This is a genomic window from Kitasatospora sp. NPDC085879 (assembly GCF_040686255.1).
Taxonomy (GTDB): domain Bacteria; phylum Actinomycetota; class Actinomycetes; order Streptomycetales; family Streptomycetaceae; genus Kitasatospora.
In genome coordinates, this window is the sequence record NZ_JBFBJZ010000009.1 from 12,058 (window position 1) to 27,873 (window position 15,816).

Genomic DNA, 15,816 nt, shown 5'->3' on the forward strand with positions numbered 1-15,816 from the left:
TCGCCCGCACCGACCGCACACCCCACTCCCCCAGGGCCCCGGCCCCCGTACGAAAGGCGGTTCCATGTCCGCCAGCACCCAGTCCCCGTCCCCGCCCGCGGCGATGCGCCTGCGCGAGCTCGTCTTCGGCGCGGCCTGTGCCGCGGCGATCCGGGCCGCGGCCTCGCTCGGTGTCGCCGACGCGCTCGGCGACAGCCCGACCCCCGTCCGCGACCTGGCCGCGCAGCTGAAGGTGGAGCCGAAGCCGCTGCGCCGACTGATGCGCGCGCTCGCCAGCTACGGGATCTTCACCGAGACGGACAACGACCGCTTCGCGCACACCGACATGTCCCGGATGCTGCGCGAGGACGCCCCCAACAGCCTGCGCTACATCTCCCTCTGGTGCACCGAGCCGTGGACGTGGCAGGCCTGGCCCCGCCTGGACGAGGCCGTCCGCTCCGGCCGGAACATCTTCCCCGAGATGTTCGGCAAGGAGTTCTTCCAGTACCTGCACGACGACGCCGGCGAGTCGGCGAAGGTCTTCGACAAGGCGATGAGCAGCTCCAGCCGGCAGTCCGCGGCCGACCTGGTGGCCTTCATGGACGACCTCGGCGACGTCTCCACCGTGGTCGACATCGGCGGCGGCCAGGGCCTCGCGCTGGCCGGCCTGCTGGAGAAGCACCCGCACCTGCACGGCACGCTGCTCGACCTGCCGCAGGTGGTCGCGGACGCCGATCCGCGGCTGCGGCCGGGCGGCTCGCTGGCCGACCGGGCCCGTCTGGTGCCCGGTGACTGCCGGGTGGACATCCCGGTGAAGGCCGATCTCTACCTGATCAAGAACATCCTGGAGTGGGACGACGAGTCCACCCGCCGCACCCTGGCCAACGTGGTGCGCGCGGCCCACCCGGGCGCCCGGGTGGTGGTGGTCGAGAACCTGGTCGACGACAGCCCCTCGATGCGCTTCACCACGGCGATGGACCTGCTGCTGCTGCTCAACGTCGGCGGCGCCAAGCACACGCAGGAGAGCATGCTGTCGCTGATGTCGGAGGCCGGCCTGCGGGTCGACGAGGTCCGCCCGGTCAACCCCTACCTGCACGCCTTCGAGAGCGTCGTCGAGGGCTGACCGCTCCCCGTCCCCCGAGGCCCGCCGGCTCCCCGCCGGCGGGCCTCGGCGCGTCCGCCGGCCCGCACCCGCGTACCGTCCCGGGTCGTCCGCGTGCCGCACGGCCGCGGCCCGCCGAAGCCCGGTGCACGGCAACGCCAGGGCGCCGGCCCGATGGTGATCGGCCGGCGCCCTGGCGTTCGTGGTGACGGATCAGCCCGAGGGCCGCTCCCAGCGGTAGAACTCGCGCGCCATCGCGTCCTTCGGCTCCCGCCAGGTGGCCGGGTCGTAGGCCTGGACGTGCGCGGTGAGCCGCTCGCTGACGAGGCGGAAATCGGGGTGCTTCACGTGCTGGGCGACCGACGGGCCGGGCGGCCGGTCCGCCTCGATGAGGTGCATGTACAGGTCGCCGAACTGGAAGAGGCTGCGGCCGGTGACCCCGATCAGGTGCGGCAGATCGCCGCGGTCGGAGTCCGCGAAGATGCCCGCGATGTCGTCGCTGGAGCCGGGGCGCATCCGGGCGACGATGAGCGAGCGGTAGGTGTCGGTCATGCCACGCCCGCCCGCAGCTCGACCTTCTGCTTGATGAGCTCCATCTGGATCCGCGAGTTGCGGTTGATGTGGTTGGTCATGCCGTGGTCGTCGACGGGCGCGGTGGGCTTCATCGCGAAGTCCTGGATCCAGCGCATCAGGGTGCCGCCGGGGTGCTCGGTGTACTCCCACCGGATGTTCATGAACTCGAACGGGCCGGGCTCCACGCGGCGGGCCCGCACGGTCAGCCCCTGCCGGTCGGTCTCCCGCTCGGAGATCCAGCTCCAGACGGTGCCGTTCTCGTCGGGGTGCATGGTCAGCCGGAAGGTGGTCTTCGGGCCCTCGCGGTCGAGCACCTCGACGGAGGCGTACTCGCTGAACAGCTGGGGCCAGCCCTCCAGGTCGTTGGTGACGTCCCAGACCAGGTCGAGGGGGGCGTTGATGAGGATCTCGTTGTCGGTGTGGCCGGGCATGGGTCAGGCTCCCGTCTTGGCAGAGGCGTTGACGGCGTCGAGGAAGTCCTGCGGGGTCTTGGACATCTCCGCGCCGGGGGTGATCGGGCTGGCGTGCCGGTTCTCGAGCTCGCCGACGATGCCGAGCAGGGCCAGCGAGTCGACGCCGAACTCCTCGAAGGTGGCGCCGGGGCGCTCCAGCTCGACCGGGTCGACGCTGATGCCCGCCCGGCCCTTGATCAGGGCGGCGAGTTCGTCGTACGTGAGCACGTGGGTCATCGGGTTCTCCTGTGATTCGGGGGGCGGCCGGTCAGGACGGCCGGCCGGCACCGGCGCGCAGCACCAGGGCGGCGTTGGACCCCATCAGCCCGCGACTGAGCACCAGCGCGGTGCGCAGCTCCGCCGTCCGGCCGTAGCCGCAGACCAGGTCGAGGTCGTGGGCCGTGTCGGTGACGTTGGGCGTGGGCGGGACGAAGCCCTGCTCCATGGCGAGGACGGCCGCGGCGGTGTCCAGCAGCGGGGCGCCGCAGTAGGCGCGTCCGGTGCCGGTCTTGGGTGCCGTGACGGGCACCCGCGCGGCGTGGGCGCCGAGGGCGTCGGCGAGGGCCAGCGCCTCGGCGCGGTCGGCCTCCGGGACGCCGAGGGCGTCGGCGAAGACCACGTCGACCTCGTCGGGGGCGCAGCGGGCCTGTTCCAGGGCGGCGCGGATCGCGTGCGCGAGGCCCTCCCGGGACTCGGCCCAGCGCGACGCCCCGGTGAACGTGGCGGCGTGCCCGGCGAGTTCGGCCCGGATGCGGGCGCCGCGGTGGCGCGCGGACCGTTCGTCCTCGAGGACGAACATGGCGCCGCCCTCGGCCGGGACGAAACCGCTCGCCCGGTCGGTGAACGGCAGGTAGGCGGTGGCGGGGTCGTCGCCGAGGCTGAGCTCGGGGTAGCCGAGCTGGCAGACCATCGAGTACGGCGCCAGTGGCGCCTCCGCACCGCCGACCACGACCGCGTCCGCGCCCCTGGCTATGGTGCGCGCCGCGTGCGCCAGCGCGTCGAGGCCGCCGGCCTCGTCGCTGGCCACCACGGCGCAGGGCCCCTTGAAGCCGCCGCGGATGGAGATCTGGCCGGTGCTGGCGGCGTAGAACCAGGCGATCGACTGGTACGGGCCGACGAACCGGGGGCCCTGGCCCCACAGGTTCTGCAGCTCGCGCTGGCCGAACTCGCCGCCGCCGGAGCCGGCCGCGGTGACGACGCCGGTGGCGAACGGCGAGTTCTCGTCGGGCCGCAGCCGCGCGTCCTCCAGGGCGAGGTCGGCGGCGGCCATCGCGTAGTGGGTGAACCGGTCGGTCTGGACGAGGTAGCGGCCCTCGACGGCGGCCTCGGCGTCGAAGCCGCCGACCTGGCCGGCGACGCGCAGCGGCATCTGCCCGCAGCCCTCGCGGGTGATCGGGCCGATCACGCTGGCGCCCTCACGGGTGGCCTTCCAGAAGTCGTCGACGCCGACACCGTTGGGTGCGATCACCCCGATGCCGGTCACCACCGTTCGCCGCTCGGTCGGTCCGGACGTCATGTCCGTGCCCCCTCTCTGCTGAGCACGACCGCGGACTGGAAGCCGCCGAATCCGCTGCCGACCGAGAGCACGTGCCGCAGCGGCAGCTCCCGGGCCGTCTTCGGGACGTAGTCCAGGTCGCACTCCGGGTCCGGGGTCTCGTAGTTGGCGGTGGGCGGGACGACGCCGTGCTTCAACGCCAGGGCGCAGGCGACCAGTTCGATCGCGCCGATGGCGCCGAGCGAGTGCCCGACCATCGACTTGATGGAGCTCATCGGCGTCTCGTAGGCGTGGGCGCCGAGCGATCGCTTCACGGCGGCGGTCTCGTGCCGGTCGTTCTGCTTGGTGCCGGAGCCGTGCGCGTTGACGTAGTCGAGGTCGGCGGCGTTGACCCGGGCGTGGTCGAGTGCCCGGTCGATCGCCTCCGACATCTCCCGACCCTCCTGGGTGAGACCGGTCATGTGGTACGCGTTGCCGTAGGTGGCGAAACCGCCGATCTCGCAGATGATCCGGGCGCCGCGCCGTCTGGCGTGCTCGTACTCCTCCAGCAGGAGCACGGCGCCGCCCTCGCCGAGGACGAAGCCGTCGCGCGTGGCGTCGAACGGCCGGGAGGCGTGCTCCGGGTCGTCGTTGCGCGCCGAGGTGGCCTTGATCGCGTCGAAGCAGGCGACGGTGATCGGGGAGATCGGCGAGTCGGAGGCGCCGGCGACGCAGACGTCGACCCGCCCGTCCTCGACGGCCTGCAGGGCGTAGCCGACGGCGTCCAGCCCGGAGGTGCAGCCCGTGGAGACGGTCTGGACCGGGCCGTGCGCGCCGGTGCGCTCGGCGACCGCGGAGGCCAGGGTGGCCGGGGTGAACGCCCTCTGCAGGTGCGGCCCGGCGCCGCGGTGGTCGACGTCCCACCGGGCGCCGTGCGTGCTCACGCCGACGTAGTCGTGCTCCAGCCGGGTGGTGCCTCCGACGGCGGTACCGAGGGAGACGCCGATCCGCCAGGGGTCCTCGGCGCCGAGGTCGAGCCCGGCGTCGCGGACGGCCTCCGCGGCGGCGGCCAGCGCGAACTGGATGTACCGGTCCGAGCGGGCCGCCTCCTCGGCGTCCAGGCCGGCCGCGTACGGGTCGAAGTCGCACTCGCCGGCGATCCGGGAGCGGAATCCGGTCGGGTCGAAGAAGGTGATGCCGCGGGTCGCGGTCCGTCCGGCGGTGAGGAGGTCCCAGAACGCGGGGACCCCCACGCCGCCGGGCGCGACGACGCCGAGCCCGGTGACCACCACCCGCCGGGTCATGAGACGGCCTCGACCGGTTCCGGCGGCGCCGGGGTCTCCTCCGTGTCGACGTGGCCGAGCTCGGGCCGCGGTGCGAGCGGGCCGAGGTGGAAGACCATCCGGGCCTCGGTGGCTCCGACGTTGCGGAACCGGTGGCGCATGTTGAGCGGGATCAGCAGGCCGTGGTCCGGGCTGAGCTTGAAGGCCTCCCCGTCGAGGTCGACCTCCAGCTCGCCCTGGACGACGAGGACGAACTCCTCCGAGTACGGGTGGTAGTGCTCGGCGATCCGGTCACCGGGCTGCACGATCGCCATTCCCATGAAGCCGCTGGTGGCTCCCACCGTCGTCGGGGTGAGCATGGCGCGCAGGTCACCGCCGCGGCGGGTGTTCGGCGGCGCGTCGTCGACGTGCACGATGCGTGGGAACTTGGTGCTCATGGTTGCTGCCTCCAGATGGCTTTGCTGGGACGGGGGTCGAGGGGCGTTCGCCGCCTCGGGGCTGGACGGTGCTCAGGCGTCCTGGGAGGAGCGGTCGGTGACCGGCTGCATGGTGCAGTCGGTGAGGAAGCGGCCGATGCCCGAGGCGGTGCGCAGGTCGTGGTGCTCGTCGAGCTCCAGGAGGCGGGCGAGCACGCCGGCGGCGCGCGGGCCGGCGATGCCGAGGGCGGTCGTGGGGTCGGCGTCGGCCGGCCCGGCGAAGTCGATGACGCGGACGACGACGTCGTCACGGTGGAAGAGCGTGCTCGCGACGAGCGGCGAGCCCTCCTCGACGACCTGACGGTCCTGACGGGCCAACAGACCGACGACCGAGCTGCCGCAGCCGGTCTTCACCGGGTAGCGCAGCGCGTAGCGGCGGACGGGCGCGGCCGGCGCGTCGGGGGCGGCGACGCGGTGCACGGCGGGCAGCGCGGCACGCATGAAGAAGGCGCGGGCGGACTCCGGGTTGCCGAGGTCGCGGGCCTCCTCGAGGAAGGGGTTGATGGCCTCCTCGACGGCCCGGACCTCGGGCTGCTGGGCGACGTGCCGCAGTGCGGCGCCGAGGTCGCCGGCCACCTCGACCGCGCGGACGACCCGGTTGCCCTGCATGAAGAGCGAGGTGCGCAGCAGCCGGGTGCGCTCGTCCACCTGTGCCTTGGGCGAGGTGTAGCCGGCCAGGATCCCGGCGACCTTCTGCTCGGTGCCGGGCTTCACCGTGAAGGTGAGGGCGTGTCGGACGATGCCGTCGGAGACGGGCGCGGCGAAGTCGTAGGTGTGGTCGCCGGCGGTCTCCCGCATGATGCTGAAGCGCAGCGAGCGGGTGTCGCGGACGCAGCCGTGCAGCGGCTTGACCATCTCGCGGTGGGCCTCGCTGTCGACCCAGGAGAGGAAGGGCTGGGCGCTCTCCCACTCGCTGGTGATGAGCCACTGGGACGGGTCCTCGATGGACTGGCAGAGCTGGTCGCTGACGTGGCCGGGCACGGCGGCGACCTGGTGGCGCAGCTGCTCATAGGCCGTCAGGAAGCGGTCCTGGGCACCGTCCATGACGTCGCACATGAGGACGACGCGCAGGCGGGGGACGGCGAGGGCGGCAGGGTGGGTGTCGGTCATGGGTTCGGTGAGAGTCGTCATCATCACTCGTCTGCTCGAAGGAAACGGGTCGTCGCGCGGCCGCGGTGCAGCGGCGGCCGGGGCGGCGGGTGTGGGGGATCGTCCGACGGCCCCGGGGGTGCGGGCTTCGGCCGGTGGTCGCTCGCCCGGCCCGGTGTCGGCGACAGCGGGCCGGGCATGGTCCGGTCACGTGGACTGAGCTCGATCGTGGCGGTCCGTCACCGATCGTGCGAGGGCAGGAACCCATCCGAGCGAAAAGGCGCGGCCTTGGGCGCAACCGGCCGCGCGGGCACGGAGCAATGACAGGGACATTGGAGGTCGGGCCCTTCGAACGACTGGAGTCACAGATGAACCCAACCGCCGACGGCCGGCTGCCCGTCCTGATCGTGGGCGGCTCCCTGGTGGGGCTGTCCACCTCGCTGTTCCTGGGAAGGCTGGGGGTGCCGCACCTACTGGTGGAGAAGCACGCGGCCACCTCGCACCACCCGCGCGGGCGCGGCAACAACGTGCGGACGATGGAGCTGTTCCGGGTGGCGGGCGTGGAGTCCGCCGTCAAGGAGGCCGCCTCGGTGCTGGCCGAGAACCACGGCATCCTGCAGGCCGACACCCTCTCCGGGGACGACCAGGAGTGGCTGTTCAAGGAGATCGACCCGGGCGGCGCGCTGAAGAAGTTCAGCCCGACCGGGTGGTGCCTGTGCAGCCAGAACGACCTGGAGCCGGTGCTGCTGGAGTACGCGCGGCGGCTGACCGGTGACATCCGGTTCGGGACGCAGCTGGTCTCCTTCGAGCAGGACGCCGACGGGGTGACGGCGCTGATCCGCAACCGGGAGACGGGAGCGGAGGAGACCGTCCGGGCGCAGTACCTGGTGGCGGCGGACGGCCCGCGCAGCCCGATCCGCGAGAAGCTGGGGATCGGTCAGACCGGTCCGGGCGACCTGTTCCACAACGTGAGCATCACCTTCCGCTCGAAGGGGATGGCCGACGTGGTGGGCGAACGGCGCTTCATCGCCTGCTATCTGACCGACCCTCGGGGCGCCGGTGCGCTGCTGCCGGTGGACAACCGGGAGCACTGGGTGTTCCACGCGCCGTGGCACCCGGAGAACGGCGAGGCGCTGGAGGAGTTCACCGACGCGCGGTGCGCCGCCGCGATCCGCGCGGCGGCCGGTGTGCCGGACCTGGACGTGGAGGTCACCGGCCGGGCGCCGTGGCACGCGGCGCAGCGGGTGGCGGAGCGGTACTCGGTGGGCCGGGTGTTCCTGGCCGGCGACTCGGCGCACGAGATGTCGCCGACCGGCGCGTTCGGCTCCAACACGGGCATCCAGGACGCGCACAACCTGGCGTGGAAGCTCGCGGCGGTGCTCGGCGGCTGGGCCGGGCCGCGGCTGCTGGAGTCGTACGGGCGGGAGCGCCGGCCGGTCGCGGAGGCGACCAGCGCCCGGGCGACGGCCCGTTCCGCCGAGCACAAGCACCCGGGGTACGACGTGACGCCGGGCTCCGGGCGGCAGAGCAACGTGCTGTCGGTGGTGCTGGGCTACCAGTACCCGCTGGGCGCGGTGGTCGGCGCGGACGCGGACGGCCCGGCGGTGCCGGACAGGCTCGCAGCGGACGGCACCCCGGGCAGCCGCGCGCCGCACGTCTGGGTGCGCCGGGCCGGGGTACGGGTCTCCACGCTGGACCTGTTCGAGACGGTGCCGGTGCTGCTGGCCGGGCCGGCCGCGGACGCCTGGCACGAGGCGGGCGAGCTGGCAGCGAAGCGGCTCGGTGTCCCGCTCACGGGCTACCGGGTCGGCGCCGAGCAGGAGTTGGAGCCCGAGGAGGGCGCCGACTGGGCCGCGACGTACGGCGTCGGGGCGGACGGTGCGGTGCTGGTGCGCCCCGACGGGTTCGTGGCGTGGCGCTCGACCGGGCCGGCCCGCGACCCGGAGGCCGTGTTGACGGCGGTGCTGCGCGAGGTCCTCTGCCTGGAGTAACGGTCGTACGAGGGGCGCGTGGGGGCACCTCCCGGCCGAAGGCTGGGGGACAACTGCGCAGTCCGGGAGCGGGCCACCGTTCAGAATTGGGGCGAGCCCTGGTTCGTGAGGTCAGCCGCTTCCGGGTTGCGCAGTTCCCCGCGCTCCCACCGGTGTCCCGTCCGCCTCGGGTGTCGGTCTGCGGCTGAGGGCGCTGGGCCACCACATGTGGCGGTCGAGGTCCATGGTGAGGGCGGTGACGAGGACGGAGCGGACGACGAGGGTGTCCAGCAGGACGCCGAGGGCGACCGCGAAGCCGATCTCGGCGAAGCCCACGACCGGCAGGGTGCCGAGCACCCCGAAGGTGGCGGCGAGGATCAGGCCGGCCGAGGTGATGACGCCGCCGGTGGCGGCCAGGCCGACGACCGCGCCGGCCCGGGTGCCGCGGTGCAGCGACTCCTCCCGGACGCGGGTCATCAGGAAGATGTTGTAGTCGATGCCGAGCGCCACCAGGAAGACGAAGACGAACAGCGGGAAGGCGTTGTCCTCGCCCTCGAAGTGGAAGCCGTGCGTGAAGACGAAGGCGCTGATGCCGAGCGCGGCGGTGTAGGAGAGCACCACGGTGGCGATCAACACCAGCGGGGCGACGACGGCGCGCAGCAGCAGCGCGAGGACGGCCAGGACGACGACCAGCACGATCGGGATGATCATGCGGTTGTCGTTCCCGGCGGCGCGGCCGGCGTCGAGGATGACCGCGGTGTTGCCGCCGACCTGGGCGTCGGCCTCCGGCAGCGCATGCACGTTGGCCCGGACCCGGTCGACGGTGTCCTTGGCGGCCTGGCTGTCCGGCGGGTCGGTGAGGGTGGCCTGGAACAGCGCCTGCCCGTTCCTGTCGACCACCGGGGTGGCGCCGGAGACGCCCTCGGTGGAGGTGGCGACGACCCGGACGCGCTCGCCGGAGGCGGCGGTGCTCACGATGGTGAGCGGTGCTCCGGTACCGCCGGGGAAGTGCTCGGCGAGGACCTGCTGGCCGACCACCGAGTCCGGCTTGCCGGTGAAGGTGCCGGCGGTGGAGAGCCCGGTGGCGTTCAGGGAGACCAGGCCGATGCTGCAGATGGCGAGGACCAGTGCGGTGCCCGTCCAGACCTCCCGGGGGCGGCGGCCGATCCAGGCGCCGATGTGCGCCCAGCGGCCCGTCCGGGTGGGTTCCGGGGTGCCGTACGCCGGGCGGACCGGCCAGAACACCCAGCGGCCGACGATCACCAGGGCGGCCGGCAGCAGGGTGAGCATGGCGGCCAGGGCGACCAGCACGCCGATCGCGCAGACCGGGCCGAGGCCGCGGGTGGAGTTCATCTCGGCGACCAGCAGGCACAGCATGGAGGCGACCACCGTCACCGAGCTGGCCAGGATGGCGGGGCCGGCCCGGTGCAGGGCGAAGGCCATCGCCTCGTGCCGGTCCTCGTGTCTGCGCAGCTCCTCCCGGTAACGGGCGGTGAGCAGCAGGGCGTAGTCGGTGCCGGCGCCGAGCACCAGGACGATCAGGATGCCGGCGCTCTGCGCGTTGACGGTCAGGCCGGCGTGCGCGGCCAGCACGTAGATCACGGCCTCGGCGACGATCAGCGCGGCGGCCGCCGAGAGCAGCGGCAGCAGCCACAGGACCGGGCTGCGGTAGGTGAGCAGCAGCAGCACGATCACCACGGTGACGGTGGCGAACAGCAGGGTGCTGTCGATGCCGGCGAAGGCCTCGGACTGGTCGGCGCCGACGCCGGCCGGGCCGGTGACGTGGGTGGCCATGCCGTCGCTGTTCGCGGCGGCGGTGGCACGCATGCTGTCGACGGCGGGCTGCAGGTCCTTCCAGCCGTTGGTGCCGATGTCGACGGGCACCACGGTCTGCATGGCCTTGCCGTCGGCGGAGACCTGGGGGCCGACCACGAGACCGGCCACGTGCGGGGCGTCGGCGAAGGCGGCGGCGTCCCTGACCGCCGCGGCCTTGTCGGCCGGGGTGATGCCGCTGTCGCGTTCGTACACGACCACGGCCTGGGCGGTCTCGACGGGGAAGAAGGCGCGCTGGGCGTTCAGCACCTGCGTGGACTCGGCGTTGCCCGGCAGCCAGCTGCTGGCCTGGTTGTCCTCCGCGTCGGTGAGCTTGCCGGCCAGCGGCACGGCGACGACCAGCAGTGCCAGCCAGAACACCAGCACGACCCACTTGGTGCGCCGGCCGCACGGCAGTGCGGCAAGCCTCGCGGACGGGCTCATCGGGTACCCCCTTGCGGGCCCTCGGCTGCTCCCTACGGCCGCTCCGGTGCCGCCGTCCGGCGGGGCGCACGGCCTCTCCCAGCATGCCACCGGAGGGCGGTCGGTGACGGATCGGGCGGCCGCCACCGGCCCGCCCGCCGAGCGTCGGCGGGGTCTATCGTGTGGCTCATGAGCTCACACTTCGACGTCGTGGTCCTGGGTGCCGGCCCGGGCGGCTACACCGCCGCGGTCCGGTCCGCGCAGCTCGGACTTCGCACGGCGGTCATCGAGACCAAGTACTGGGGCGGCGTCTGCCTGAACGTCGGCTGCATCCCCTCGAAGGCGCTGCTGCGCAACGCCGAGCTGGCGCACATCTTCACCAAGGAGGCCAAGACCTTCGGCATCAAGGTCGAGGGCAGCGTCAGCTTCGACTACCGCGAGGCGTTCCTGCGCAGCCGCAAGGTCGCGGAGGGCCGGGTGGCGGGCATCCACTACCTGACGAAGAAGAACGGCATCACCGAGTTCGACGGCTGGGGCACCTTCGTCGACGACCACACCCTGCAGGTCTCGCTGAGCGCGGGCGGCGTCGAGACGGTGACGTTCGACCACTGCATCATCGCGGCGGGCGCCACCACGCGGCTGCTGCCGGGCACCTCGCTGAGCGACCGGGTGGTGACCTACGAGGAGCAGATCCTCAGCGACACCCTGCCGGAGAGCGTCATCATCGCGGGCGCCGGCGCGATCGGCGTCGAGTTCGCGTACGTGCTGCACAACTACGGCGTGAAGGTGACGATCGTCGAGTTCCTGGACCGGATGGTGCCGCTGGAGGACGCGGACGTCTCGGCGGAGCTGGCGAAGCGGTACAAGCGGCTCGGCGTCGAGGTGCTGACCTCCACCCGGGTCGACGCGATCGACGACTCCGACCCGAACGCCAAGGTGCGGGTGACCGTCACCCAGAACGGCGCGCAGAAGGTCCTGGAGGCCGACAAGGTGCTCCAGGCGATCGGCTTCGCGCCACGCACCCAGGGCTACGGCCTGGAGGTCACCGGGGTGAAGCTCACCGAGCGTGGCGCGATCGCGGTGGACGGCCGCAGCCGCACCAACGTCCCGCACATCTACGCGATCGGTGATGTCACGGCGAAGCTGATGCTGGCGCACGCGGCCGAGTCGATGGGTGTCATCGCGGCGGAGACCATCGCCGGTGCGGAGACCATGGAGCTCGACTTCGTGATGATCCCGCGCGCCACCTACTGCCAGCCGCAGATCGCCAGCTTCGGCTGGACGGAGGCGCAGGCCCGCGAGCAGGGCTACGACGTCAAGGTGGTGAAGTTCCCCTTCACCGCGAACGGCAAGGCGCACGGCCTCGGCGACGCGGCCGGCTTCGTCAAGCTGATCAGCGACCAGAAGCACGGCGAGCTGCTCGGCGCGCACCTGATCGGCCCCGAGGTCACCGAGCTGCTGCCGGAGCTGACGCTGGCCCAGCAGTGGGACCTGACGGTGCACGAGGTCGCCCGCAACGTGCACGCCCACCCGACGCTGGGCGAGGCCGTCAAGGAGGCCGTGCACGGCCTCGCCGGGCACATGATCAACTTCTGATCGCCCGCCGCGGCACTCTCCGCGGCCGGCGGTGACGGCCCCACGGGCCGCCACCGCCGGCCGCTGCCGCAGCCCGTACCCTGGGCCCCGACGGGTGCCGGCGGCGCCCGCGGGACACGGGGGTGCGCGTGGGCGAGGAACGGGGTCTGAGCGCCGGCGAGCTGATCGGGCTGCTGGCCGACCCGGGCGGCTTCCACTGCTGGGACGAGCCGGTGACGCACCCGGGGGCCGACGACGGCTACGCGGCGTCCCTGGCGAAGGCCGCGGCGCGCACCGGCCTGGACGAGGCCGTCACCACCGGCCGGGCGCTGGTGGACGGTGTCCCGGTGGTGCTGATCGCCTCCGAGTTCGGCTTCCTCGGCGGCTCGATCGGCGTGGCCACCGCCGAGCGGATCACCCGCGCGCTGGAGCGCGCCACCGTCGAACGCCTCCCGGTGCTCGCCCTGCCGGTCTCCGGCGGCACCCGGATGCAGGAGGGCTCGGCCGCCTTCCTGTGCATGGTCCGGGTCACCGCGGCCGTCCAGGCCCACCAGGCCGCCGGTCTGCCCTACCTCACCTATCTGCGCAATCCCACCATGGGCGGGGTGTTCGCCTCCTGGGGCACGCTCGGCCACGTCGTCGCCGCCGAACCCGGCGCCCGGCTCGGCTTCCTCGGCCCGCGGGTCTACGAGGAGCTGCGCGGCGTCCGGCTGCCGCCCGGGGTGCAGCGGTCCGAGACGCTGGCCGCCCGCGGCCTGGTCGACGCCGTACTGCCGCCGGAGGAGCTGCGCGGACACCTGCTCCGGGTGCTGTCGGTGCTCGGCGCGGCGCCCGTCCGCCAGCCCCGCCCGGCCGGCGGGCCGCCGGTCGGCACCACCGCCGACGCCTGGGACTCCGTCCGGCGCACCCGCCGCCCGGACCGGCCCGGCACCCGCGAGCTGCTGGACGCCGCGGCCGACGAGTACGTGCTGCTGGGCGCGCCCGGCGGCGAGGGCGGCGCGCTGCTGCGGGCGCTGGCCGTGTTCGGCGGCAGCCCGGCCGTCGTGGTCGGGCAGCAGCGCGGCGGCGACCGCCCGTTCACCGCGGCCGACCTGCGGGCCGTCCGGCGCACCGCGCGCACCGCCCAGCAGCTCGGGCTGCCGCTGGTCACGGTCGTCGACACGGCCGGCGCCGAACTCTCCGTGCAGGCCGAACTCGACGGCATCGCCGTCGAGATCGCGCACTGCCTCAGCACGCTGACCGCGCTGAGCACGCCGGTCCTCGCGGTGCTGCTCGGCCAGGGCTCCGGCGGCGGGGCACTGGCGCTGCTGCCCGCGGACCGGGTGATCGCCGCCGAGCACGCCTGGCTGGCCCCGCTGCCGCCGGAGGGCGCCTCGGCGATCGTCCACCGGGACGGCGGGCACGCCGCCGAACTGGCCCGCGCCCAGGGGATCGGCGCCTACGACCTGGCCGCGGTCGGCCTGGTCGACGAAGTCGTCGCCGAGCATCCGGACGCGGCCGACGAGCCCGCGCCCTTCGGCGCCCGGGTGGGGCGGGCGATCGCCCTGGCGCTTGGGGCACTGGTCGCCGTCCCGGTCGAGCGGCGGCTGACGGCGCGGGCGGCCCGCAACCGGCGGCTGGGCGACCGGCGGTAAGGCGGCCGGCGGCTGGGCGGCCGGCGGTAAGGCGGCCGGCGGCTGGGCGGCCGGCGGCTGGCCGATCGGTGGGAGGGCTGAGGACCGCTGTGGTCAGCGGGTCGGATCGGGCCGGGTACGGATCAGAGCAGGCCGCCGAGGGAGGCGACCGCCTTGGAGGCGGAGGCAGCTCCCTCGAGCTCGCCGACGACGCCGTGCAGGTCCTTGATCCGCTTCTCGGCGTGCGTCTGGAAGGCCTCCCCGGCGGCGCCCGTCCAGTGCACCGAGTGCCGGGCCCGCTCCAGGTCCTGAGCGATCTTGTTGACCTCGTTGGCCAGCGCCTCCAGCTCACTCGCCAGATCGGCGAGTTCCGCGTCGGCCAGCAGCCGCCCGATGCCGTCCAGGATTCCCATCGTCAACCCCCGTCGTCGAGACCTGTGCTGTCTCCTGGTCAGCTTATCCGCCGATCGGACCGGACAGGAGCTCGCCCGGCTCCCCGCTGAACACCACCCGTCCGCGCCGCAGCACATGCACCACCCCCGCACCCGCCAGCGTGACGGGCAGCGACTGCGCCGCCAGCACCACCGTGCCCCCCGCCGCCGCCGACTCCAGCAGCAGCCGGTGCAGGCGGGCGACCACCGCCGGGGCCAGCCCGCGGTCCGGCTCGTCCAGCAGCAGCAGCCGCGGACGGGCCAGCAGCGCCCGGCCCAGCGCCACCATCTGCTGCTGGCCGCCCGACAGGGTGCCCGCCCGCCGGGCCATCAGCGGCCGCAACTCGGGGAAGAACGCGTCGATACCGGGAGCGTCCGCACCGAGGTTCTCCGCCACGGTGAGCGACGGGAACACCGCCTGCTCGGCCGGTACCAGAGCCAGGCCCAGCCGGGCCCGCCGGAACGCCGAAAGGCCGGTGACGTCCCGGCCCGCCCAGAGCACCCTGCCCGCCGCCGGACGCACCACGCCGGCCAGGGCGTTCAGGGCGGTCGTCCGCCCGGCGCCGTTACGGCCGAGCAGGACGGTCACCCGGCCGGCCGGACACGCCAGGTCCACGCCGTGCAGCGCCTCCAGCAGCCCGTGGCGGACCCGGACCGCACGCAGCTCCGCCTCGACGGTCACGACCCCGCCTCCCCCACGGCCTCGCCCCAGGCGCCGGCCACCCGCGGGTCGGCCAGCACGGCCGCCGTCGGGCCGCTCAGCAGCACCCGCCCCTGGGCCATCACGCAGACCGTGTCGGCGAGCCGCGCCACCAGCTCGACGTCGTGCTCCACCAGCAGCAGCGCGACCCCCTCGGCCGCGAGCGCCCGCAGCACCGAGCCCAGACGGGCGGTCTGTGCCAGGTCCAGACCGGCGGCCGGCTCGTCCAGCAACAGCACGTGGGGGGACGAGGCGAACGCCCGGGCCAGCTCCAGCAGCCGCAGCGCACCGGTCGGCAACCGGTCGGCGGGCCAGTCCCGGACGGCGTCCAGGCCGAACAGCCGCAGCGCCCGGTCGGTGGCCTCCCGGACCGCCGGGGCACCGGGGGCCGGCAGACCCAGCAGACCGCGGACGGTACCGCCGCGGCCCTGCTCGGCCCCCAGGCGGGCGTTCTCGCCGACCGTCAGACCGGGGAAGACGGCGATCTGCTGGAAGGTACGGGCGAGGCCGAGACGGGCCCGGGCATGGTCCGGCAGGCGGGTGACGTCACGACCCGCGAGGAGGACGCGGCCTGCGTCGGGACGGGCCACGCCGCTCAGACAGTCGAAGAGGGTGCTCTTGCCGGCGCCGTTGGGGCCCACCAGTGCGGTGATCCGCCCCGGGAGCACCGTGAGGTCGACTCCGTCGACGGCGGCGATACCGCCGAAACGGCGGACGAGGCCGTGGGCGGTGAGGCCGGGGGCTTCGGGGGTGGCCGTCATCGCGGTGCCCGGGGGTGCGGGTGAGCGCGGGAGGCGCGATGCGGGTGGCGCCCTGCCGGAGCGCGCAGTTCCCCACGCCCCTGTTCGGGGTCGGCCCTCAGCG

General features: G+C 73.9%; 15 protein-coding genes. 4 read left to right on the forward strand and 11 right to left on the reverse strand.

Annotated features, from left to right (window positions below; genetic code table 11):
- Positions 1–64 precede the first annotated feature (64 nt).
- On the forward strand, positions 65–1,102 hold the full coding sequence (locus AB0P35_RS09380) for a methyltransferase (protein ID WP_257018942.1): 1,038 nt from the start codon (positions 65–67) through the stop codon (positions 1,100–1,102).
- A gap of 192 nt (positions 1,103–1,294) precedes the next feature.
- On the opposite strand, the gene AB0P35_RS09385 is transcribed toward AB0P35_RS09380, so the two are convergent.
- The 7 genes from AB0P35_RS09385 to AB0P35_RS09415 form a co-directional block, all read right to left on the reverse strand.
- On the reverse strand, positions 1,295–1,633 hold the full coding sequence (locus AB0P35_RS09385) for a TcmI family type II polyketide cyclase (RefSeq protein WP_095872098.1): 339 nt from the start codon (positions 1,631–1,633) through the stop codon (positions 1,295–1,297).
- The gene (locus AB0P35_RS09390) at positions 1,630–2,085 is read right to left on the reverse strand and encodes an SRPBCC family protein (protein WP_095872099.1); all 456 of its coding nucleotides are present in this window, start codon (positions 2,083–2,085) and stop codon (positions 1,630–1,632) included. Before AB0P35_RS09390 ends, AB0P35_RS09385 begins: the two co-directional genes overlap by 4 nt.
- A 3-nt stretch (positions 2,086–2,088) precedes the next feature.
- Positions 2,089–2,343, reverse strand: coding sequence for an acyl carrier protein (locus tag AB0P35_RS09395; protein ID WP_363508622.1), 255 nt, complete (start codon positions 2,341–2,343; stop codon positions 2,089–2,091).
- Positions 2,344–2,374: 31 nt separating this feature from the next.
- Positions 2,375–3,622 carry a beta-ketoacyl synthase N-terminal-like domain-containing protein gene (locus AB0P35_RS09400; protein ID WP_363508625.1) on the reverse strand — a complete coding sequence of 416 codons (1,248 nt, stop codon included), beginning with the start codon at positions 3,620–3,622 and terminating at the stop codon, positions 2,375–2,377.
- Positions 3,619–4,884 (reverse strand): beta-ketoacyl-[acyl-carrier-protein] synthase family protein, encoded by a 1,266-nt coding sequence (locus AB0P35_RS09405; protein ID WP_363508628.1) that lies wholly within the window; start codon positions 4,882–4,884, stop codon positions 3,619–3,621. The genes AB0P35_RS09400 and AB0P35_RS09405 overlap by 4 nt, the downstream gene beginning before the upstream one ends.
- Complete coding sequence (locus tag AB0P35_RS09410; protein ID WP_095872103.1) at positions 4,881–5,300, reverse strand: cupin domain-containing protein; 420 nt, start codon at positions 5,298–5,300, stop codon at positions 4,881–4,883. Before AB0P35_RS09410 ends, AB0P35_RS09405 begins: the two co-directional genes overlap by 4 nt.
- Positions 5,301–5,372: 72 nt before the next feature.
- Positions 5,373–6,470: a SchA/CurD-like domain-containing protein gene (locus AB0P35_RS09415; RefSeq protein ID WP_095872104.1), complete on the reverse strand. Its 1,098-nt coding sequence runs from the start codon at positions 6,468–6,470 to the stop codon at positions 5,373–5,375.
- A gap of 326 nt (positions 6,471–6,796) precedes the next feature.
- Here AB0P35_RS09415 and AB0P35_RS09420 point away from each other — a divergent pair, with 326 nt between their 5' ends.
- Positions 6,797–8,419 (forward strand): FAD-dependent monooxygenase, encoded by a 1,623-nt coding sequence (locus tag AB0P35_RS09420; RefSeq protein WP_363508631.1) that lies wholly within the window; start codon positions 6,797–6,799, stop codon positions 8,417–8,419.
- Positions 8,420–8,530: 111 nt separating this feature from the next.
- Here the strand turns inward: AB0P35_RS09420 and AB0P35_RS09425 are convergent, their stop codons facing one another.
- Positions 8,531–10,654, reverse strand: coding sequence for an MMPL family transporter (locus AB0P35_RS09425; protein ID WP_363508634.1), 2,124 nt, complete (start codon positions 10,652–10,654; stop codon positions 8,531–8,533).
- A 168-nt stretch (positions 10,655–10,822) separates the two neighbouring features.
- On the opposite strand from AB0P35_RS09425, the gene lpdA reads away from it, so the two are divergent.
- On the forward strand, positions 10,823–12,229 hold the full coding sequence (gene lpdA / locus AB0P35_RS09430) for a dihydrolipoyl dehydrogenase (protein WP_095872107.1): 1,407 nt from the start codon (positions 10,823–10,825) through the stop codon (positions 12,227–12,229).
- Positions 12,230–12,357: 128 nt separating this feature from the next.
- The gene (locus AB0P35_RS09435) at positions 12,358–13,842 is read left to right on the forward strand and encodes a carboxyl transferase domain-containing protein (RefSeq protein ID WP_363508637.1); all 1,485 of its coding nucleotides are present in this window, start codon (positions 12,358–12,360) and stop codon (positions 13,840–13,842) included.
- A 122-nt stretch (positions 13,843–13,964) separates the two neighbouring features.
- Here the strand turns inward: AB0P35_RS09435 and AB0P35_RS09440 are convergent, their stop codons facing one another.
- The 3 genes from AB0P35_RS09440 to AB0P35_RS09450 are packed head-to-tail and all read right to left on the reverse strand — an operon-like array spanning position 13,965 to position 15,713.
- Positions 13,965–14,234: a hypothetical protein gene (locus AB0P35_RS09440; RefSeq protein WP_363508640.1), complete on the reverse strand. Its 270-nt coding sequence runs from the start codon at positions 14,232–14,234 to the stop codon at positions 13,965–13,967.
- 43 nt (positions 14,235–14,277) lie between these two features.
- Entirely contained in the window at positions 14,278–14,934 is a 657-nt protein-coding gene (locus tag AB0P35_RS09445; RefSeq protein WP_363508643.1) for an ATP-binding cassette domain-containing protein, read from the reverse strand.
- Positions 14,931–15,713 (reverse strand): ABC transporter ATP-binding protein, encoded by a 783-nt coding sequence (locus tag AB0P35_RS09450; protein ID WP_363508646.1) that lies wholly within the window; start codon positions 15,711–15,713, stop codon positions 14,931–14,933. The genes AB0P35_RS09445 and AB0P35_RS09450 overlap by 4 nt, the downstream gene beginning before the upstream one ends.
- Between the last annotated feature and the right edge of the window lie 103 nt (positions 15,714–15,816).